The organism is Enterobacter cloacae complex sp. IR5401 (genome assembly GCF_049238425.1).
Taxonomy (GTDB): domain Bacteria; phylum Pseudomonadota; class Gammaproteobacteria; order Enterobacterales; family Enterobacteriaceae; genus Enterobacter; species Enterobacter hormaechei_C.
In genome coordinates this window covers 1-19,203 of record NZ_JBMKHN010000002.1, presented here as the reverse complement: position 1 = coordinate 19,203, position 19,203 = coordinate 1, and the positions used below count along the sequence as shown (strand labels likewise).

At 53.1% G+C, this 19,203-nt stretch carries 18 protein-coding genes and 1 pseudogene; 6 read left to right on the top strand and 13 right to left on the bottom strand.

Annotated features, from left to right (window positions below; all coding sequences use genetic code 11):
- Positions 1–46 precede the first annotated feature (46 nt).
- Complete coding sequence (gene nagK / locus ACOTX1_RS03100; protein ID WP_023315821.1) at positions 47–958, top strand: N-acetylglucosamine kinase; 912 nt, start codon at positions 47–49, stop codon at positions 956–958.
- Between the two features lie 14 nt (positions 959–972).
- Positions 973–1,794, top strand: a complete 822-nt coding sequence (cobB, locus tag ACOTX1_RS03095) for a Sir2 family NAD+-dependent deacetylase (RefSeq protein ID WP_003857915.1) — start codon at positions 973–975, stop codon at positions 1,792–1,794.
- A gap of 34 nt (positions 1,795–1,828) precedes the next feature.
- Here the strand turns inward: cobB and potD are convergent, their stop codons facing one another.
- From potD to potA, 4 genes are read right to left on the bottom strand one after another with little or no spacing between them, the layout of a single operon-like run.
- Positions 1,829–2,863, bottom strand: a complete 1,035-nt coding sequence (gene potD / locus ACOTX1_RS03090) for a spermidine/putrescine ABC transporter substrate-binding protein PotD (protein WP_022650796.1) — start codon at positions 2,861–2,863, stop codon at positions 1,829–1,831.
- Positions 2,860–3,651 (bottom strand): spermidine/putrescine ABC transporter permease PotC, encoded by a 792-nt coding sequence (gene potC, locus ACOTX1_RS03085; RefSeq protein WP_015570805.1) that lies wholly within the window; start codon positions 3,649–3,651, stop codon positions 2,860–2,862. Before potC ends, potD begins: the two co-directional genes overlap by 4 nt.
- A complete protein-coding gene (gene potB, locus ACOTX1_RS03080; protein ID WP_017693625.1) occupies positions 3,648–4,505 on the bottom strand; it encodes a spermidine/putrescine ABC transporter permease PotB in 858 nt (285 codons plus the stop codon). Before potB ends, potC begins: the two co-directional genes overlap by 4 nt.
- Positions 4,489–5,637 carry a spermidine/putrescine ABC transporter ATP-binding protein PotA gene (gene potA / locus ACOTX1_RS03075; RefSeq protein ID WP_166726884.1) on the bottom strand — a complete coding sequence of 383 codons (1,149 nt, stop codon included), beginning with the start codon at positions 5,635–5,637 and terminating at the stop codon, positions 4,489–4,491. Before potA ends, potB begins: the two co-directional genes overlap by 17 nt.
- Before the next feature lie 237 nt (positions 5,638–5,874).
- On the opposite strand from potA, the gene pepT reads away from it, so the two are divergent.
- A complete protein-coding gene (pepT, locus tag ACOTX1_RS03070; RefSeq protein WP_023315823.1) occupies positions 5,875–7,098 on the top strand; it encodes a peptidase T in 1,224 nt (407 codons plus the stop codon).
- Between the two features lie 92 nt (positions 7,099–7,190).
- Here the strand turns inward: pepT and ACOTX1_RS03065 are convergent, their stop codons facing one another.
- The 3 genes from ACOTX1_RS03065 to phoP form a co-directional block, all read right to left on the bottom strand.
- Positions 7,191–8,312, bottom strand: a complete 1,122-nt coding sequence (locus ACOTX1_RS03065; RefSeq protein ID WP_023315824.1) for a cupin domain-containing protein — start codon at positions 8,310–8,312, stop codon at positions 7,191–7,193.
- Positions 8,313–8,403: 91 nt separating this feature from the next.
- Complete coding sequence (gene phoQ, locus ACOTX1_RS03060; RefSeq protein WP_015570801.1) at positions 8,404–9,867, bottom strand: two-component system sensor histidine kinase PhoQ; 1,464 nt, start codon at positions 9,865–9,867, stop codon at positions 8,404–8,406.
- Positions 9,868–10,539 (bottom strand): two-component system response regulator PhoP, encoded by a 672-nt coding sequence (phoP, locus tag ACOTX1_RS03055; protein ID WP_026094318.1) that lies wholly within the window; start codon positions 10,537–10,539, stop codon positions 9,868–9,870. It abuts the gene before it with no gap.
- 394 nt (positions 10,540–10,933) lie between these two features.
- On the opposite strand from phoP, the gene ACOTX1_RS03050 reads away from it, so the two are divergent.
- Positions 10,934–11,326, top strand: coding sequence for a hypothetical protein (locus ACOTX1_RS03050; protein ID WP_022650801.1), 393 nt, complete (start codon positions 10,934–10,936; stop codon positions 11,324–11,326).
- Positions 11,327–11,413: 87 nt separating this feature from the next.
- On the opposite strand, the gene purB is transcribed toward ACOTX1_RS03050, so the two are convergent.
- From purB to rluE, 5 genes are read right to left on the bottom strand one after another with little or no spacing between them, the layout of a single operon-like run.
- Positions 11,414–12,784: an adenylosuccinate lyase gene (gene purB, locus ACOTX1_RS03045; protein ID WP_023315825.1), complete on the bottom strand. Its 1,371-nt coding sequence runs from the start codon at positions 12,782–12,784 to the stop codon at positions 11,414–11,416.
- A gap of 19 nt (positions 12,785–12,803) precedes the next feature.
- A complete protein-coding gene (gene hflD / locus ACOTX1_RS03040; protein ID WP_006809213.1) occupies positions 12,804–13,433 on the bottom strand; it encodes a high frequency lysogenization protein HflD in 630 nt (209 codons plus the stop codon).
- A 27-nt stretch (positions 13,434–13,460) separates the two neighbouring features.
- Positions 13,461–14,573, bottom strand: a complete 1,113-nt coding sequence (mnmA, locus tag ACOTX1_RS03035) for a tRNA 2-thiouridine(34) synthase MnmA (protein WP_032103856.1) — start codon at positions 14,571–14,573, stop codon at positions 13,461–13,463.
- A gap of 40 nt (positions 14,574–14,613) precedes the next feature.
- Positions 14,614–15,087, bottom strand: coding sequence for an NUDIX hydrolase (locus ACOTX1_RS03030; RefSeq protein WP_022650804.1), 474 nt, complete (start codon positions 15,085–15,087; stop codon positions 14,614–14,616).
- Entirely contained in the window at positions 15,087–15,749 is a 663-nt protein-coding gene (gene rluE, locus ACOTX1_RS03025; protein ID WP_022650805.1) for a 23S rRNA pseudouridine(2457) synthase RluE, read from the bottom strand. Before rluE ends, ACOTX1_RS03030 begins: the two co-directional genes overlap by 1 nt.
- A 117-nt stretch (positions 15,750–15,866) precedes the next feature.
- On the opposite strand from rluE, the gene icd reads away from it, so the two are divergent.
- Together icd and ACOTX1_RS03015 are read left to right on the top strand one after the other, a co-directional pair.
- Positions 15,867–17,117 (top strand): NADP-dependent isocitrate dehydrogenase, encoded by a 1,251-nt coding sequence (gene icd, locus ACOTX1_RS03020; RefSeq protein ID WP_003857898.1) that lies wholly within the window; start codon positions 15,867–15,869, stop codon positions 17,115–17,117.
- 121 nt (positions 17,118–17,238) lie between these two features.
- Positions 17,239–18,087 (top strand): putative phage abortive infection protein, encoded by an 849-nt coding sequence (locus ACOTX1_RS03015; RefSeq protein WP_023315826.1) that lies wholly within the window; start codon positions 17,239–17,241, stop codon positions 18,085–18,087.
- Between the two features lie 27 nt (positions 18,088–18,114).
- Here the strand turns inward: ACOTX1_RS03015 and ACOTX1_RS03010 are convergent.
- Positions 18,115–19,107 (bottom strand): annotated as a pseudogene (locus ACOTX1_RS03010) (tyrosine-type recombinase/integrase); the annotation flags it as partial.
- Positions 19,108–19,203 lie beyond the last annotated feature (96 nt).

Below are 19,203 nucleotides of genomic sequence, written 5' to 3'. Positions count from 1 at the left end.
TGGTTTAGCGGTCTTTTGGCCGCTGAATCAAACAGAGGAATGCATCATGTATTACGGATTTGATATTGGCGGCACCAAGATTGCGCTCGGCGTGTTCGATAAAGATCTTAAGCTACAATGGGAAACCCGCGTCCCCACGCCGCGCGAAAGCTACGATGAATTTTTAACCGCCATTGCCGCGCTGGTGGCGCAAGCGGATGAACGCTTTGGCGTCAAAGGCAGCGTTGGCATTGGTATTCCGGGTATGCCCGAAATCGACGACGGCACGCTGTACGCGGCCAACGTGCCTGCCGCCAGCGGCAAACCCCTTCGCGCCGATCTCTCCGCGCTCCTAGAACGCGACGTGCGCTTAGATAACGATGCCAACTGTTTTGCTCTCTCAGAAGCATGGGACGACGAGTTTCGTCGCTATCCGCTGGTGATGGGGCTGATCCTCGGAACGGGCGTCGGTGGCGGGATTGTCATCAACGGTAAGCCCATCACCGGCCGCAGCTACATCACCGGCGAATTTGGCCATATCCGCCTGCCGGTGGATGCTCTGGAGGTCGTCGGACGTGATTTCCCGCTGACCCGCTGCGGCTGTGGGCAGCACGGCTGTATTGAGAACTACCTATCAGGCCGCGGGTTTGCATGGCTTTACGAACACTTCTATCATCAGAAACTTGAGGCCCCTCAAATCATTACCCTGTGGGAGCAGGGGGATGCGCAGGCGCGTGAGCACGTCGAGCGCTATCTGGATCTGCTGGCGGTGTGTCTGGGGAATATCCTGACTATCGTCGATCCGGATCTGCTGGTGATCGGGGGAGGGCTGTCAAATTTCACTGCGATTACGGAACAGTTGTCCGGGCGTCTGACCCGACATTTATTGCCGGTCGCCCGCGTGCCGCGCATTGAGCGTGCGCGACACGGGGACGCAGGAGGCATGCGCGGAGCCGCATTCCTTCATCTCACCGATTAGTTTACGAGGTTATTATGCTGTCGCGTCGCCAGGGTCGACTCAGCCGTTTTCGCAAAAATAAACGCCGCTTACGTGAACGCCTGCGTCAGCGGATCTTTTTCAGAGACAGGATGATGCCAGAAGCGATGGATAAACCCAGAGTGGTGGTGTTGACCGGGGCGGGGATCTCCGCCGAATCCGGTATTCAGACTTTCCGCGCAGCGGATGGACTGTGGGAAGAACACCGAGTTGAAGATGTGGCGACGCCGGAAGGTTTCGCCCGCGACCCGGCGCTGGTGCAGGCGTTCTACAACGCCCGCCGTCGCCAGCTTCAGCAGCCGGAGATTGCGCCGAATGCGGCGCACCTGGCGCTGGCAAAGCTTGAGGAAGCGCTGGGGGATCGTTTTCTGCTGGTCACGCAGAACATCGACAATCTTCACGAAAGGGCAGGAAACCACAACATCATTCACATGCACGGCGAACTGCTCAAGGTGCGGTGCGCATGGAGTGGTCAGGTGCTGGAGTGGAAAGAGGACGTGCTGGACGAAGACCGCTGCCACTGCTGTCAGTTCCCTTCGCGTCTGCGTCCGCATGTGGTCTGGTTTGGCGAAATGCCGCTGGGAATGGATGAGATCTACAGCGCCCTGGCCATGGCGGACGTCTTTATCGCCATTGGTACTTCAGGACATGTCTATCCGGCGGCGGGATTTGTTCACGAAGCGCGACTTCAAGGTGCCCATACGGTGGAGCTTAATCTGGAGCCAAGCCAGGTCGGGAGTGAGTTTGAAGAGAAACATTACGGTCTGGCGAGCGAGGTGGTGCCAGCCTTTGTGGATAAATTCCTGAAGGGGCTATAAGAGTAACGGGCGACATTGCGTCGCCCGTTATGCATTAACGGCCTGCTTTTAGCTTCTGATAATATTCTTCATACAGGCGGCTCGCGTCACCGACGTCGTTCTGCCATTCCCCTTTGCTGATGGTTTCAGCGTCCGGATAAAGCGATTTATCATTTGCCACTTCAGGGCTTAAAAGCTTCCGTGCGGCCAGGTTTGGCGTCGGGTAGCCGATAGTTTCCGCCACCTCTTTTGCCACATCCGGGCGCAGCAGGAAGTTGATCAGCTTCAGGGCACCCTCGACGTTTTTCGCATTCGCCGGGATCGCGAGGCTGTCCATCCAGAAGATGCCGCCCTCTTTCGGCCAGACCACCTCAAGCGGCGTCCCGGCCTGACGCGCCACAAACGCAGAGCCGTTCCAGACCATCCCCAGATTCACTTCACCTTCCATATACGGGTTAGCCGGGTTATCCGAGTTGAACGCCGCCACGTTTGGCATCAGCTTTTTCAGTTCGTTATACGCTGCTTCGATTTCTTTCGGATCGGTGGTGTTGCCGGAATAGCCGAGTTTACGCAGCGCCACCTGGAACACTTCGCGCGCATCGTCGGTTAACAGCAGGCTGCTTTTGTATTCCGGCTTCCACAGGTCAGCCCAGGATGAAACCGTTTTGGGATCAATGGCATCGCTGTTGATGCCAATTGCCGTCGCGCCCCAGATGTACGGAATGGAGTAGTCGTTGTTCGGGTCGAACGGCTTGTTTAGCATCTCAGGATCGAGGTTAGAAAAATTGGTTAGCTTCGTTTTGTCGATCTTCTGGATCATGCCTTCTTTGCGCATCTTGTCGACGAAATAGGTCGACGGCACCACCAGGTCATACGCGCCATCTTTATAGGTTTTGAGCTTGGCGTACATGGTTTCATTCGACTCGTAGGTCGAATAGATCACCTTGATGCCTGTCTCTTTGGTGAACTGCTCCAGCAGGCCCGGCGGCACATACTCGGTCCAGTTGTAGAAATAGAGCGTTTTGCTGTCATCAGCATGCGCAGCGCCCATTCCGAGCACCAGTGCCGCAGCGGCAAGCATTTTTTTCATTTCTGTGTCCCCTGAGATTTTGTTTTATCACGAGCAATAACCTGGCTGGCAATCACCAGAACCAGCGATAACACCAACAGAATAGTCGCCAGCGCGTTCACTTCGGGTGAAACACCGACTTTAACCATTGAGTAGATCTTCAACGGCAGAATTTCATAGCTCGGCCCGGTGACGAAGGAGGACACGACCACGTCGTCCATCGACAGGGTAAAGCTGAGCAGCCATCCTGCTGCCACGGCGGGCATCGCCAGCGGCAGAATGATTTTGCGCAGAATGGTCATCTCGCTGGCACCCAGATCTTTCGCCGCTTCCAGCATGCGAACGTCGAACCCTTTCAGACGCGCGTAGACGGTTACCACCACAAACGGCAGACAGAAGGTGATATGCGAGAACAGCAGCGACCAGAAACCGAGCTGGACGCCCAGCAGCATAAACAGCACCAGCAGTGAAATGGCCATCACGATGTCCGGGGACATCATCACCACAAACAGCATACCGCTGACGAACGGCTTACCGCGAAAACGGTAGCGGTACAGCGCCACGGCGGTCAACGAGCCAATCAGCGTCGCGAAGGTGGCAGAGAATACCGCCATCGTCAGCGAGTGCTGAGCGGCCTGTAGCAGGCTGTCATTGTTCATCAGCAGGCCATACCATTTGGTGGTAAACCCTTGCCAGTTGATCCCGAAGCGCGAGCTGTTAAAGGAGTTCACGATCAAAATGATTATCGGAATATAAAGATACGCATAAATGGCGGTCATAAAACCACCGCGAAGCAGTCGACCGATCATTCCAGCTCCACCTTCTTATTCAGCAGGCGTGAGGCACGCCAGTAAACCAGCAGCATCAGCCCCATCACCACCGTCAGCGTTATGCTGGTGGCCGAGCCGAACGGCCAGTCGCGAATGTTAAGGAACTGGCTCTTAATCACGTTACCGATCAGCAGGTTTTTCGCCCCGCCCATCAGGTCCGAGACGTAGAACAGCCCCATCGCAGGCAGCATGACCAGCAGACAGCCGGCGATAATACCCGGCATGGTCAGCGGAATAATGATGCGGACAAAGGTTTGTAACTTACTGGCGCCCAGGTCTTTCGCTGCTTCCAGCAGCGGTTTATCGAGCTTTTCAATGCTGGAGTAGAGCGGCATCACCATAAACGGCAGCAGGATATAGACCAGGCCGACAATCACCGCGCCCGGGGTGAACATGATGCGGATCGGCGTCTCGATCACCCCCAGCCACAGCAGAAACTCGTTCAGATAACCTTTGGTGCTGAGGAAGATTTTCAGCCCGTAGATGCGGATTAACGAGTTGGTCCAGAACGGCACAATCAGTAAAAACAGCAGCAGCGGCCGCACTTTTTGCGGCAGGCGGGCCAGGAACCAGGCGAACGGATACCCCAGTACCAGGCAGGCGAGGGTGGCAATCAGCGCCATATTGAGCGAGTGCAGCAGCACGTCAAAATAGAGCGGATCGAGCAGGCGCGCGTAGTTGTCCAGCGTAAAGACCATCGCCACGAAGTTCGCATCGTCGCGGGTCAGGAAGCTGGTCACGATGATCATCAGGTTGGGAAGAAAGACAAACAACACAAGCCAACCGACGATCGTGGCAATCACCACATTCTGGAACTTACTTGTGTTCTTCATCAGCCAGTACAACCTCCCAGCTTTCTACCCAGTTGATGACCATTTTCTGATCCAGCGAGTGGTCGAAGTCCGGATCGTCCTCGTTAAAGAATTCGCTGACCATCACCATTTTGCCGTTTTCCAGTTCGACCACGGATTCGAGGGTCATCCCTTTGTAGTTACGTTCGCGAACGTAACCGATCAGACCTTCGACGTCAGCCGTGTCGTGGATTTCATCAACGCGGAGATCTTCCGGGCGCAGCAGGACGTTGAGCCTTTGCCCCTTTTCCACGGCAAAGTTCACCGTGATGTTGCATTCGCGGCCTTCCACGTTCGCGCGCACGCGCTGCTCGTCCAGACGCTCAATCACCGTGGCGTTGAAAATATTGATTTCACCAATGAAGCTGGCGACGAACAGGTTTTTCGGCTCTTCATAAATTTCACGCGGGGTGCCATCCTGCTCAATCTTGCCGTCGCGCATCACCACGATACGGTCTGACATGGTCAGGGCTTCTTCCTGATCGTGCGTGACAAACACGAACGTAATCCCGAGCTTACGCTGAAGTGCTTTCAGCTCGTTCTGCATCTGCTTGCGCAGCTTGTAGTCCAGCGCGGAAAGGGATTCATCCAGCAGGAGCAGGCGAGGTTTGTTGACCACGGCGCGGGCAATGGCCACACGCTGCTGCTGACCACCGGAAAGTTGATGAGGCTTGCGCTGGGCGAATGCCTCCAGCTGCACCATGCGCAGGGCTTCGGTAACCCGAGGCGGGATCTCGCTGGCCGGTGTTTTTTGCATCCGCAGGCCAAACGCCACGTTCTCAAACACGGTCATGTGCGGGAACAGGGCATAGCTCTGAAAGACGGTATTGACGTGGCGATCTTCGGCAGGAACCTGGGTAATGTCCTGGTTCTCAAGATGGATATGGCCGTTATCGACGCTTTCCAGCCCGGCGATAAGGCGCAGGACGGTGGTTTTGCCGCAGCCGGAGGGGCCGAGCAGCGTGAGAAACTCACCGTCATTGATGGTCAGATTAAGGTCGGAAATGACATCTTTGCCATCGAAACTTTTACGAATTCGTTCCAGTTGCACCAGCGGTGAAAGGGAACGGTGTTGTGTATTCAATTTTCGCGCTGTCCCATATAGACGCCTCAGGCAGCAGACTGAAGCGGGGTTTGTGTGTAACCACCTTGGTGACTCGTAATGAGGGCGGACATTCTACGGCAAACCCATTGAATCGCCAATCCTTCTCACTTATTCATAAGCTACATTTATTAACGCAGAACGATATAAACGTAAAAAGTTCTCGTTTGCGGGATAAAAGTGACCTGACGCAATATTTGCGTTTTGCTGCTTAATGATAATGTTGTCACAAAAAGTGAGGGTGACTGCATGGATAAACTACTTGAGCGTTTCTTACATTACGTTTCGCTGGATACCCAATCTAAGCCGGGGGTCCGACAGGTGCCAAGCACCGAAGGCCAGTGGAAGCTGCTAAATCTGCTGAAAGAGCAGATGGAGGCTATGGGGTTGGTTGACGTCACGCTCAGCGAAAAAGGGACCGTGATGGGAACGCTGCCGGCGAATATTGACGGCGATATCCCGGCAATTGGCTTTATTTCTCATGTCGATACCTCACCTGATTTTAGCGGTAAACACGTTAATCCGCAGATTGTTGAAAACTACCGCGGCGGTGATATAGCACTGGGCATTGGCGACGAAGTGCTGTCGCCAGTGATGTTCCCGGTACTGCATCAGCTGCTGGGGCAGACGTTAATCACCACCGACGGCAAAACCTTGCTGGGGGCCGATGACAAAGCGGGCATCGCCGAGATCATGACGGCGCTGGCGGTGCTGAAGGGCAAAAATATCCCGCATGGCGATATCCGCGTGGCCTTCACGCCGGATGAAGAGGTTGGAAAAGGCGCGAAACACTTTGACGTTGAGGCGTTTAACGCGCAATGGGCCTACACCGTTGACGGTGGCGGCGTGGGTGAACTTGAGTATGAAAACTTCAACGCGGCATCGGTAACGATCAAAATCGTCGGGAATAACGTGCACCCGGGCTCTGCGAAAGGAGTGATGGTGAATGCACTGTCGCTGGCTGCGCGTATTCATGCGGAAGTGCCCGCCGAAGAAAGCCCGGAGATGACGGAAGGGTATGAGGGTTTTTATCATCTGACCAGCATCAAGGGGACCGTGGACAGCGCGCAGATGCACTATATTGTCCGCGATTTCGACCGCAAAGCCTTTGAAGCGCGCAAGCGTAAGATGATGGAGATCGCGAAAAAAGTCGGCAAGGGGCTACATCCGGATTGCTATATTGAGCTCATCATCGAAGACAGCTATTACAATATGCGCGAGAAGGTGATGGAACATCCGCACATTCTTGATATCGCCCAGCAGGCGATGCGCGATTGTGACATCGAGCCGGTGATGAAACCGATCCGTGGTGGAACCGATGGTTCACAGCTGTCGTTTATGGGCCTGCCGTGCCCGAACCTGTTTACCGGTGGATATAACTACCACGGCAAGCATGAGTTCGTGACGCTGGAAGGGATGGAGAAAGCGGTGCAGGTGATTGTGCGGATAGCGGAGTTAACCGCGAAGCGGTAAAAAAAGCCCGGTGGCGCTTCGCTTACCGGGCCTACAGGAACGGCTTTTGTAGGCCGGGTAAGGCGTAGCTGCCACCCGGCAAACATCATGGTTCAGTCCTCAAAAAACCAGTACCCGCTGTTAACCAGCGCGGCCAGCATGGCGAGGAAGGAGGGATCGTCCAGCGCGTCGCCAAAGGTATCCGCAGTCAGCACCATATGGCTGGCAATTGCTTCCAGCGCCGGGCGATGCGGAGAGTCCAGGCGCTCGCCGTTGACGAATACCTCTTCGCCAATGCGCAGTACACGTAATCCGCCCAGACGAACCAGCTTATCGCCCTGCTGGAGCGCATCATAAATTTCATCTGCCTGATAAGGCGGCTCTGGCGGTGCGACGTCCAGTTCGTGACGCGACTGGCTGATAAACTCGCCAAACCACTGTCTGAAGTGCTCCGGTTCGTTGATCAGATCCAGCATCATCCCGCGCAGCTTATCCAGCTCCTCTGGCAGAATATCCGCCGGATGCTCACGCGCCGGAACGTTCGGATCGCTGTAACGGTAACTGCCCAGCTCACGCTGTAAAACATAGTCAGCAAATCCGCTGATCATCTCGCGCCCGCTTGGCGCGCGGAAACCAACCGAATAGTTCAGCGAGTTTTCCAGGGAATAACCTTCATGCGGGAAGCCCGGTGGGATATAAAGAATGTCACCTGGCTCCAGCTCTTCATCAATGATCCCTTCAAACGGATCAACCTGGAGCAGATCCGGGTGCGGGCAGTGCTGTTTCATTGGCACTTTTTCGCCCACGCGCCAGCGACGGCGACCGGTACCCTGAATGATAAACACGTCGTACTGATCCAGATGCGGACCCACGCCGCCACCGGGAACGGAGAAGGAGATCATCAGATCGTCCATTCGCCAGTCTGGCAGGGCGCGGAAGGGACGCATTAAGGCTGCGGTAGGTTCGTGCCAGTTGTTGACCGCCTGCACCAGTAAAGACCAGTTGTTTTCGCCCAGGTGATCGTAGCTTTCAAAGGGACCGTGGCTGACCTGCCATTTCCCGTCCTGGTGGCTTACCAGACGGCTGTCTACCTCGTTTTCCATCGCCAGACCAGCGAGTTCGTCAGGAGAAATAGGGTCGATAAAATTGCTGATCCCGCGTTTAAGAACGACCGGGCGTTTTTGCCAGTAACGTTCAATAAAGTCGGGCCAGTTAAGCGTTAATTGATAATCCATATTTATGTATTCCGCAGGCTCTTACTGAGTCGGATTATAACGGAAGCCCCGCTCCCTGGCTGCGAGATCCGCGTATTTTTCACATTCCGGGTCAACTATCGTTCGATACGGGATGCTGGCGGCCAAAAATGACTTCCATCCGGGCTCCGCCCAGCAAACTTTCACCGGTTTCAATCTTGCCCTCGTACTGATCGACAATTTCCCTGGCGACGGATAATCCGACGCCCTGGCCTGGCCGCAGCGTATCGGCGCGCTGGCCGCGATCGAACACCACTTCGCGTTTATTACGGGGAATGCCAGGACCATCATCCTCAACGATAATATGCAGTTCGTTATCCGTTACCCGCGCGGAGACCTCGACAAACTCCAGACAATATTTGCAGGCGTTATCGAGCAGGTTTCCCATCACTTCCATAAAGTCATTCTTCTCGCCAACAAAGCTAATTTCCGGTGAGATATCCAGACTGATGTTGACCCCTTTACGCTGGTACACCTTGTTCAGCGCCGAGGTGAGGTTATCCAGCAGCGGGGCTACCGGGTGCAGTTCACGGCTCAACAGAGCGCTTCCGGAGCGCATGCTCGCGCGGTGCAGGTAATAGCCGATCTGCTGTGAAATACGGCTGATTTGTTCCAGCATCACCGGCTCTGCATCATCCACGCTCATTTTCGAACTGCGCATGGAACGCAGGGTACTCTGCATCACCGCCAGCGGGGTTTTCAGGCTGTGCGTAAGGTCGGTGAGCGTCGTGCGATACTTGTCGTAGCGTTCACGTTCGCTTTTCAGCAGGCGGTTGAGGTTGCGCACCAGGCTGGTCAGTTCGCGCGTAGTTTCCGGGTTCAGCTTCTCGCGGTGATGTTCTTCCAGCTCGCGCACCTCTTTGGCAAGGGATTCAATCGGGCGGAGGCTCCACCATGCAGCAACCCACAGGAGAGGGATCACCAGCAGCAGGTTGGCAGCCAGAACATACACAAACCAGTTCCATACCATATATGAGCGTTTCAGCTCAACCGGGATGGTATCGATCACCACAATGGTTAACTGCGGCATGTTCAGGGTGGCGGGATAAAGGTTGATGGCCACAGAGTGGGTCATCTCCGTGTCGTCATCTTCGGCACGGATCTCATTAAGCTTGATCTGTAAGGCGCGATCGTCACGCAGCAGGCTGCTGGTGGAGTTGAGATCGGCTTCTATTTCATGAAAACCGTTGGTTTTCAGCCATTCCGGACGGATGCGCTTTTTCAGCCACGGGACATCGCGCTGGGCCCACAGCAATTTCCCTTTTTCATCGTAGATCAGCGCCAGCGTCGGGCTCTGCTGATTCAGGTTTTCCGGCATCTCGACGGTGATTCGGTTGTTCTCCCACTTCGCCAGGGTATAAAACAGGTTACTTTCGCCGCGAAGCAGGCGGAAGGTGGTTTTATCGAAGCTCACGCTATACCCGACCAGCGCCACCATCCCGTAAGAGAGCGACAGCACCAGCACGACGGCGGCGGTTGCCAGCAAAAAGCGAACCCGCAGCGAAAGGGGTAAAATGTGACGCAAAATCCCTTTCATTTAGCGTAATTCAAACAGGTAGCCCTGACCACGCACGGTGGTGATCACGTCATGCGGGTACTGCGCCTGAATTTTTTTACGCAGGCGGCCCATCAGCACGTCAATGGTGTGGCTTTCGCGCAGTTCGGCATCCGGATAGAGCTGAAGCATCAGGGAATCTTTGCTCACCACTTTACCGTTGTTACGGATCAGCGTTTCCATGATGGTGTATTCGAATGCGGTCAGCTTGATCACTTCATCATTAATAGAAAATTCGCGGCGGGAGAGATCCACCTGGAATGGCGGCAGAGAGATCACCTGCGACGCCAGCCCGCTGTTGCGGCGCAGAAGCGCCTGCATACGCGCGGCGACTTCTTCAATATGGAAGGGTTTGGTCACGTAGTCATCCGCGCCAGCGCTCAGGACTTCAACCTTGTCCTGCCAGCCTTCACGGGCAGTTAGCACCAGCACCGGCAGGGAAACGTCATGGCTACGCCAGCGGCGGATAAGGGACAATCCGTCTTCATCCGGTAGCCCTAAATCGACAATGGCGATGTCCGGCAGGTGTTCATTGAGATAATAATCGGCCTCTTTTGCGTCTTCAGCATCGTCCACCTGATGACCCATCTCCTGAAGTTGAACTTTCAGGTGATGACGTAGCAATGCGTTATCCTCAACAACCAGTACGCGCATCATCATTTCTCCCTTTATAAATGGTATGAATAGTTTAACGCTGATTATTCAGGTTGACACCAGCGCGATGAAATTAAATGATTTTTTTGCATGCTCCAGAACACAGGGGGCATGACGCCAGGCGCGGGTAATATAAACGGACTTGTTTTCGCAAGCTTCTGCAATCCGGATAAAACAGCCATCCGTTTATGAAATGTTGAAGGCGAGTCGCTTTTTTGACAGAAGGGTCACGCCAGTTTTGTAAAGATTGCCCTTTTTTTTGTAAGGATGTTCTCACTATGTCTGCCTTTGTCTACGCTTATTTTATGGTGCGAAATTAGATTTGCATAAGATGTGCCAGAAAAGCAGCATTTTTACACGACAAAACAGCAATATAGCGAGTAAAGAGGGTTTTATGGAATGGAAGGTTGTTGAGACTATTGCGAGCCCGGAAAGCGGAACTATCTTTTGCAAAGTTGAAACACAGTATGGCCTGAATTATATCCTGTGGTTAAAGGGAGATTATTACGTTCGTACAGGTGAAATCATCACCACCTCAAACCAGGGGATCCTGATTAACGATCGACGCCGTAGAGTATGGATAGCGCAGGCAATGCCCTTTACATCCATAGGCTGGATGGGGTTCAAACAGAAAAACGCGTGTCCAGGCAACCGGCAAGAGATGGATCGTCCGTGCACGGCTGAAACCCCGTGCCAGTTCAAACTGTGCCCGTTCGGCTTAAAACGGTATATTCCGGAAAGTTATTCCACGACGAAAATTAACAACCATCCTGACGGCAGGCTTTAATCCCGGCAAAACAGGTAATGTGACGTGAAAACATCAACTCGATGATGTAAAACAGCCCCCTTTCCGGATGGAAAGGGGGAAGGGCGATTACTCTAGCTCGTCAACCATAGTAATGGCGCGGCCAATATAGTTTGCCGGGGTCATCTCTTTCAGGCGCGCTTTTTCTTCTTCTGGCAGCGCCAGACCGTCGATAAACTGTTTCATACCTTCAGCATCAACGCGTTTACCGCGGGTCAGCTCTTTGAGTTTCTCGTACGGTTTTTCAATGCCGTAACGACGCATCACGGTCTGAATCGGCTCCGCCAGCACTTCCCAGTTGTGATCCAGCTCGTCCAGCAGACGGTCGCGGTTAACTTCCAGTTTGCTCACACCTTTCAGGGTGGACTGGTAGGCGATCAGCGCGTAGCCAATACCTACGCCCAGGTTACGCAGCACCGTGGAGTCAGTCAGGTCGCGCTGCCAGCGGGATACCGGCAGCTTGCTCGCCATATGCTGCAACACGGCATTCGCCAGACCCAGGTTACCTTCGGAGTTTTCGAAGTCGATTGGGTTCACTTTGTGCGGCATGGTGGACGAACCGATTTCCCCGGCGATGGTTTTCTGCTTGAAGTGGTTCAGGGCGATGTAACCCCATACGTCACGATCGAAGTCGATCAGGATGGTGTTGAAGCGCGCAATGCAGTCAAACAGCTCGGCGATGTAGTCGTGCGGCTCAATCTGGGTGGTGTACGGGTTCCACTGGATCCCCAGAGAGGTCACAAATTCTTCGCTGAACTGGTGCCAGTCCACTTCCGGGTACGCGGCGATGTGGGCGTTGTAGTTACCCACCGCGCCGTTGATTTTGCCGAGGATCTCAACCTGCTCCAGCTGACGATACTGGCGTTCCATGCGGTACGCCACGTTCGCCATCTCTTTACCCATGGTGGATGGGGTTGCTGGCTGGCCGTGAGTACGGGACAGCAGCGGAATGTCGCGGTATTCCACGGACAGCGCTTTCACCGCATCAATGATTTTACGCCAGTAAGGGAGTACCACCTCTTTCCGCGCGGTAGAGAGCATCAGCGCGTGAGACAGGTTGTTAATATCCTCAGACGTACAGGCGAAGTGAATAAATTCAGATACCGCGTGCAGGGCAGGGACGCATGCCACTTTCTCTTTCAGGAAGTATTCAACTGCTTTCACGTCGTGGTTGGTGGTGCGTTCGATGGTTTTAATGCGCGCGGCATCTTCTTCGCTGAACTCAGCAACGATTTTATCAAGGTAATCGTTTGCCTTTGCGTCAAAAGCAGGAACTTCCTTGATTGCTGTCTGGGCGGCCAGCTTTTGCAGCCAGCATACTTCGACCTGAACACGGAACTTCAGCAGGCCATATTCGCTGAAGATCCCGCGCAGCGCGCTGACTTTATCGCCGTAGCGTCCATCGACAGGGGATACGGCGGTCAGTGAGGATAATTCCATAATTCGCAACTCCGGGAGGTTAACAATGAGCAAGAATTTGTTTTGCCTGAGTCGTCAGGCGATGACGAGAAAACATTAACTGTAGGCGGCCACCGCCGACCTGTTGCCACAGCACGGCGGCACGGATGCCTGCCAGCAGCGAAGCGCGTACCTTCGCCTGTACCTGTGGGCTTTGCAATACGGCAGGCGAACCGGTGACCTGAATACGCGGGCCGAGCGGGCTAATCACGTCAACGTAGATACCGGCCATCGCGCTCAGCAGGGTCTCAGACTGGAGGTCAAAGTGGTCGAGCTGGCGCTGTAGCCCGGCGATGCGATCGCCCAGGGTATTCATTGCGCCTTTTGCCGCGTTCAGCTTACGTTCCAGCACCATCAGGCTTAAGGTGTAGCGGGTCAGTTCCGCATTCAACCCCTGACGGTTGCTGGCGTTGAGCACGCCGAGCAGAGTTTCAAGACCGAGACGAAGATTGGTTTCACTGCCGCCAAAGACGCCCAGCGTGGAGCCTGGGTTGAGGTCGATAACGCTGTTAAGTGAAACGTGCAGGGCGTCAGCGTCGCAATGACCCTGATGCGCCAGCTGTTGCACCAGACGGGCTGACTGGCAAATTCCCGCCAGCGCCAGGGTGATGTCGTAATAGTTCTTCGCCACACGGTCTCCTTTATGTGTGCAAACGGTTTAAACAGCAGGCAGCGGCAGGCGCTGTTCAATGATCCCACCGCCGAGGCAAATTTCGCCGCTGTAGAAAACAGCAGACTGGCCAGGGGTAACGGCGGAAACCGGCTCGTCGAAACGCACGTCAATGCGATCGTCATCCAGTGCGGTTACGGTGCAAGGGATGTCCGTCTGGCGGTAGCGCGTTTTCACTGTGCAGCGCAGCGTGCCTTTCAGCGGCTCGCGATCGACCCAGTGCAGCTGTTGCGCGATCAGTCCAACGGACATCAGGCGCGGGTGGTCGTGACCCTGAGCCACAACCAGAATATTGTTTTCGACGTCTTTGTCGACCACGTACCACGGATCTTCGCTGCCCTCTTTGGTGCCGCCGATGCCCAGACCTTTACGCTGGCCAAGAGTGTGGTACATCAGTCCCTGGTGCTGACCAATCTCATCACCGTCAACGGTGACGATTTTGCCCGGCTGTGCAGGCAGGTAGCGCCCCAGGAACTCGCGGAATTTACGCTCGCCGATAAAACAAATACCGGTGGAGTCTTTTTTCTTCGCGGTGATCAGATCCAGATCTTCAGCAATCTTACGCACTTCCGGCTTTTCCAGCTCGCCGACCGGGAACAGACTTTGGGCAATCTGTTCGTGGCTCAGCGTATAGAGGAAGTAGCTCTGATCTTTATTGCCGTCCAGGCCGCGCAGCAGCTGGCTTTTGCCATTCACATCCGCGCGACGCACGTAGTGGCCGGTCGCAATGTAGTCTGCGCCCAGGTCTTCCGCAGCGAATTCCAGGAAGGCTTTGAATTTGATCTCTTTGTTGCACAGGATATCCGGGTTTGGCGTGCGGCCCGCTTTGTACTCTTCGAGGAAGAGTTCAAAAACATTGTCCCAGTATTCTGCGGCAAAGTTAACGGTGTGCAGTTCGATGCCGAGCTTATCGCACACGGCCTGCGCATCGGCGAGATCCGCAGCGGCAGTGCAGTATTCCTCGCCATCGTCTTCCTCCCAGTTCTTCATGAACAGGCCCTCCACCTTATAGCCCTGTTGCTGCAACAGGTAGGCGGAAACGGAGGAATCGACACCGCCGGACATGCCGACGATTACTTTTTTCTGGCTGTTATCTGACATGGAATACTCACGACATTGAACTTCAAGGCGGCGTATTCTATCACGCCCCCCCACCATTGACACCCTCTGTAAACGGCCAGTTAAATTCTGCAATGACATCCAGCGGCAGGCGCGCCGTAGACTGCCAGCAGCGGATGCTTTCCGCAACCAGTGGCGAGCGCAGGTTTGGCGCGTTCAGGATCTCCTCTGCGGTCACCCACAGGCAGCGATCGATATCGTCGTCGTGCGGTTCAGTGGCGCACGTTTCGTTAAGCTCAACGGCGAATAAAAAGCGCAGGAAAGGTGTCTGGTCAGGCGCTATCCACTGATGCATACGGATAAAGTGCTGCGGTTCGGCGCGGATACCCGTCTCTTCCCAGAGCTCGCGTTTCGCTGCCTGCAATAAGGTTTCATTGGCTTCAAGATGCCCGGCTGGCTGGTTCCACAGCGCTTTGCCGTTAATGGTCTCTTCCACCACCAGGAATTTCCCCTGCGCGTGGACCACGCAGGCGACCGTAACATGAGGTTTAAACATCAGTTCTCCTTAGGGGTAACATCCCGCCATTCCCCGTTTGCCAGCGAGTCCAGCGTATAGCTGCCCATGGCGTAGCGAATGAGTCGCAGGGTAGGGAAGCCCACATGCGCAGTCATGCGCCTGACCTGTCGGTTGCGGCCTTCATAAAGGGTGATTTTAAGCCAGCTGGTAGGAATGGATTTACGCTCACGAATCGGCGGGTTGCGCGGCCACAGCCACTCGGGTTCATTCACACGTTCAATACCAGCCGGCAGGGTGGGACCGTCGTTCAGCGTTACGCCGTTGCGCAGCTTTGCCAGCGACGCGTCGTCCGGCTCGCCTTCAACCTGCACATAGTAAATTTTTCCGGTACGTTTGCCCGGCTGAGTAAGCCTGGCCTGGAGCACGCCGTCATTGGTAAGGACCAGCAGCCCCTCGCTGTCGCGATCCAGGCGTCCCGCTGCGTAGACTCCCTGTACGGGGATAAAGTCCTTCAGCGTGCTGCGCCCGGCCTCGTCGGTAAACTGCGGCAATACATCGTAGGGTTTATTGAACAGTATGACCCGCGTTGGCTGGGGTTCTGGCGTTCTTCTGGTGGCTTGTCGTGAGCTGAATCGCTCAACCCGGTGTTTTCTAAAAGAAGTTTTCGTCATGGTATTTTCAGGCGTTATCAATTGCCGCATTATAGCCTAATAACGAAGACCTTTCATGGCGTCGGACAATCAGGTACTATCGGAAGGCTCATTACAATTTATTAACATAAGATCAGTAACAACCAGAAGCGCTCGAAGGAGAGGTTAATGGAAAGCAAAGTAGTTGTTCCGGCGGAAGGTAAAAAGATCACCCTGCAAAACGGCAAGATTAACGTTCCTCACAACCCGATTATCCCGTTCATTGAAGGCGACGGTATCGGTGTAGACGTTACCCCGGCGATGCTGAAAGTGGTTGATGCCGCTGTTGAGAAAGCCTACAAAGGCGAGCGTAAAATTTCCTGGATGGAAATTTACACCGGTGAAAAATCCACTCAAGTTTATGGCCAGGACGTCTGGCTGCCAGCCGAAACGCTGGACCTGATCCGCGACTATCGCGTTGCTATCAAAGGCCCTCTGACCACGCCAGTTGGCGGCGGCATTCGCTCCCTGAACGTGGCGCTGCGTCAGGAACTGGATCTGTATGTGTGTCTGCGTCCGGTGCGTTACTACCAGGGCACTCCAAGCCCGGTTAAGCACCCGGAACTGACCGACATGGTTATCTTCCGTGAAAACTCTGAAGACATCTACGCGGGTATCGAATGGAAAGCGGACTCTGCTGACGCAGAAAAAGTGATTAAATTCCTGCGCGAAGAGATGGGCGTGAAGAAAATTCGCTTCCCTGAGCATTGCGGCATCGGCATCAAGCCGTGCTCCGAAGAAGGGACCAAGCGTCTGGTGCGTGCCGCCATCGAATACGCTATCACCAACGATCGTGACTCTGTGACCCTGGTGCACAAAGGCAATATCATGAAGTTCACCGAAGGCGCGTTCAAAGACTGGGGCTACCAGCTGGCGACCGAAGAGTTCGGCGGTGAACTGATCGACGGCGGCCCATGGCAGAAAATTAAGAACCCGAACACCGGTAAAGAGATCATCATTAAAGATGTGATTGCCGATGCGTTCCTGCAACAGATCCTGCTGCGTCCTGCTGAGTATGACGTGATCGCCTGTATGAACCTGAATGGTGACTACATCTCCGATGCGCTGGCAGCACAGGTGGGTGGTATCGGTATCGCCCCGGGCGCGAACATCGGTGACGAGTGCGCCCTGTTCGAAGCCACTCACGGTACTGCACCGAAATATGCAGGCCAGGATAAAGTCAACCCAGGCTCTATCATTCTGTCCGCAGAGATGATGCTGCGTCATATGGAATGGTTCGAAGCCGCAGACCTGATCGTTAAAGGTATGGAAGGCGCGATCAACGCGAAAACCGTCACCTATGACTTCGAACGTCTGATGGAAGGCGCTAAGCTGCTGAAATGCTCAGAGTTTGGCGACGCGATTATCGCGAACATGTAATCCACTTGGTGGATTAAACATGAACGGGAGCCACTTGGTTCCCGTTTTTATTATTAGCTTTCTAACGGTTATCAAAATTTTATCAAAATAAGTTATCAAAATAACAAGGTTAGGGATTGATATGTTACGTGCTTTGACGCTTATTAGTGTGGGACTGCTAATTAGTTATGGTTATAGTTATCTTTTAATGAATGATATTTGGCCGTTTACTGGTATGAATTTGGAACAACGAGGTTCTTTTGGCGACTCATGGGGAACATTTACTTCCATCTTTTCGGCATTAGGATTTTGTGGGGTGATATGGACAATCAAATTGCAGTTAGATGCTACTAATAAAATTGAAAACGACTCAAAATTAAGGGCGGAATCTGAGAAGCTCAGAGATTTTGAAAACTCATTTTTTAATATGTTATCTATCTTGCAAACGATTATAAATGATATGAAAGTCCCTGCTGGGAAGCAAACAAAAGAGCGTGAGGGGAGAGCAGTATTCACTTATCATTATAGAAGATTTAAATCTCATTGTGAATTAACCTATAATATAAATACAATATCTGATTTAAACCATTCAATGTTTGTGTTAGAAAATGAGCTGTTTTTTTATTCTGAAAAATTCTGGGAATACTTTAAACACCGCTCTAGTAATTTCTCGCATTATTATAGGTATATATATAATCTTTATAAATTCATTCATGAATCATCGATTAAAGATTCCGACAAGAAAAAATATGCAAATATTTTGCGCGCGCAAATATCAAATTATGAACTTATGATATTATATTACAATGGCATTTCTAAGCACGGTTCCAAGTTCAAAATTTACATTGAGGAATACTCTCTTTTTGATAATTTACCTGTGGACCGACTTGTAAGTGATGTCCATGTATTATTTTACGACATTAAGGCTTGGGGGGATAATGTTGATGCGCTGGCATTGTTCACTAAATGCAAGTTAAAAAATATTATCTAGATAGTGGGCATTTCAAAATGCCCTTAGTCATAATCCTACAAAAGTCCATGCCTTACCTCGGTCATCATGATAGCGAGCTGTCTGATTAGGCGATTTATGCCCCAGAAGTTTTTGCGTATCGATGCCCTGAGCTTCATAAAGACGTTCCGCTAAAGATCGTTGTTCGTGGAACGTTGCTGGTGTTCCATCCCCCCAATTTATTTCTGCTTTATCACGGGCCTTACTGAAATTCATTGTTATTGTGTTCGACTTCACCTGCGCACCTCGTTCGGCCATTGAGGTCGCCCGGAAGAAATGGATAAGGTATGGACTCACTGCATAGTCACGGCAACGCGCAACTACATCCCTCAAACTCCAGTCAATCGCGTTAAGTCTAAGAGATAGTGGGATCGCTAGCTTGCTTCCAGTCTTTTCCTGAACAACATGAAGATGGTCATCCCAAATATCGCTAAACTTCATGTTGGAAATATCCCCAAGGCGTTGGCCAGTAACGAGAGCCAATAGCATTGCATTGCCCATGTATTGATGGCGGGCATCAGCTATCTCGAAAATCTTTTGCCATTCGTCGAGGTTAAGACGTTGTCGGGTAACCCGCCGGCGCGGTTGTTTTGTAGCAAGAGCCGGGTTATAACCCGGCGGTACCTCGCCATAATGCTGTGCTTCTTTGAACACATCAATTAACACTGAGCGTATGACCTGAGCCATTCGTGGCTGGCCCTCTGCAACATAGGACTCCAGTATCTGGGCAACATCCCGAACATCGACGGACGAAATCAATTTCATTCCCACGCTCTCACGAAGTAGGGCTACTGGTTTAGCCTTTTGCTTATGAGTGTTCAGCTTGATATCACCGTTCTCCAGTCTTTCATCCTGAATTATCCAATAACGATCTAACCACGTATTTGTTGTTATCGCCTTTCCTTTGCTGGAGGCGATTTTGTCACTGATAGCCAAAACCTGCCTGGTGCGCTGTTCAGCTAGTCGCTCATTGGCTTCGATTGCTATTGCTGTTGACCTGCTCCCCGTTGATTAGTACACCCCGATGTTAGTAATGTCTTCATAAGCCACATGAGGACATCCCCATGAAGAAGCGTTTTTCCGACGAACAGATCATCA

Coding starts and splice junctions, on each gene's coding strand:
- pepT (WP_023315823.1), top strand. CDS start 5,875: ATGGATAAACTACTTGAGCGTTTCTTACATTACGTTTCGCTGGATACC.
- purB (WP_023315825.1), bottom strand. CDS start 12,784: ATGGAATTATCCTCACTGACCGCCGTATCCCCTGTCGATGGACGCTAC.
- ACOTX1_RS03030 (WP_022650804.1), bottom strand. CDS start 15,087: ATGTTTAAACCTCATGTTACGGTCGCCTGCGTGGTCCACGCGCAGGGG.
- ACOTX1_RS03050 (WP_022650801.1), top strand. CDS start 10,934: ATGGAATGGAAGGTTGTTGAGACTATTGCGAGCCCGGAAAGCGGAACT.
- ACOTX1_RS03015 (WP_023315826.1), top strand. CDS start 17,239: ATGTTACGTGCTTTGACGCTTATTAGTGTGGGACTGCTAATTAGTTAT.
- phoQ (WP_015570801.1), bottom strand. CDS start 9,867: ATGAAAGGGATTTTGCGTCACATTTTACCCCTTTCGCTGCGGGTTCGC.
- potD (WP_022650796.1), bottom strand. CDS start 2,863: ATGAAAAAAATGCTTGCCGCTGCGGCACTGGTGCTCGGAATGGGCGCT.
- rluE (WP_022650805.1), bottom strand. CDS start 15,749: ATGCGGCAATTGATAACGCCTGAAAATACCATGACGAAAACTTCTTTT.
- icd (WP_003857898.1), top strand. CDS start 15,867: ATGGAAAGCAAAGTAGTTGTTCCGGCGGAAGGTAAAAAGATCACCCTG.
- mnmA (WP_032103856.1), bottom strand. CDS start 14,573: ATGTCAGATAACAGCCAGAAAAAAGTAATCGTCGGCATGTCCGGCGGT.
- phoP (WP_026094318.1), bottom strand. CDS start 10,539: ATGCGCGTACTGGTTGTTGAGGATAACGCATTGCTACGTCATCACCTG.
- nagK (WP_023315821.1), top strand. CDS start 47: ATGTATTACGGATTTGATATTGGCGGCACCAAGATTGCGCTCGGCGTG.
- cobB (WP_003857915.1), top strand. CDS start 973: ATGCTGTCGCGTCGCCAGGGTCGACTCAGCCGTTTTCGCAAAAATAAA.
- potB (WP_017693625.1), bottom strand. CDS start 4,505: ATGAAGAACACAAGTAAGTTCCAGAATGTGGTGATTGCCACGATCGTC.
- potC (WP_015570805.1), bottom strand. CDS start 3,651: ATGATCGGTCGACTGCTTCGCGGTGGTTTTATGACCGCCATTTATGCG.
- ACOTX1_RS03065 (WP_023315824.1), bottom strand. CDS start 8,312: ATGGATTATCAATTAACGCTTAACTGGCCCGACTTTATTGAACGTTAC.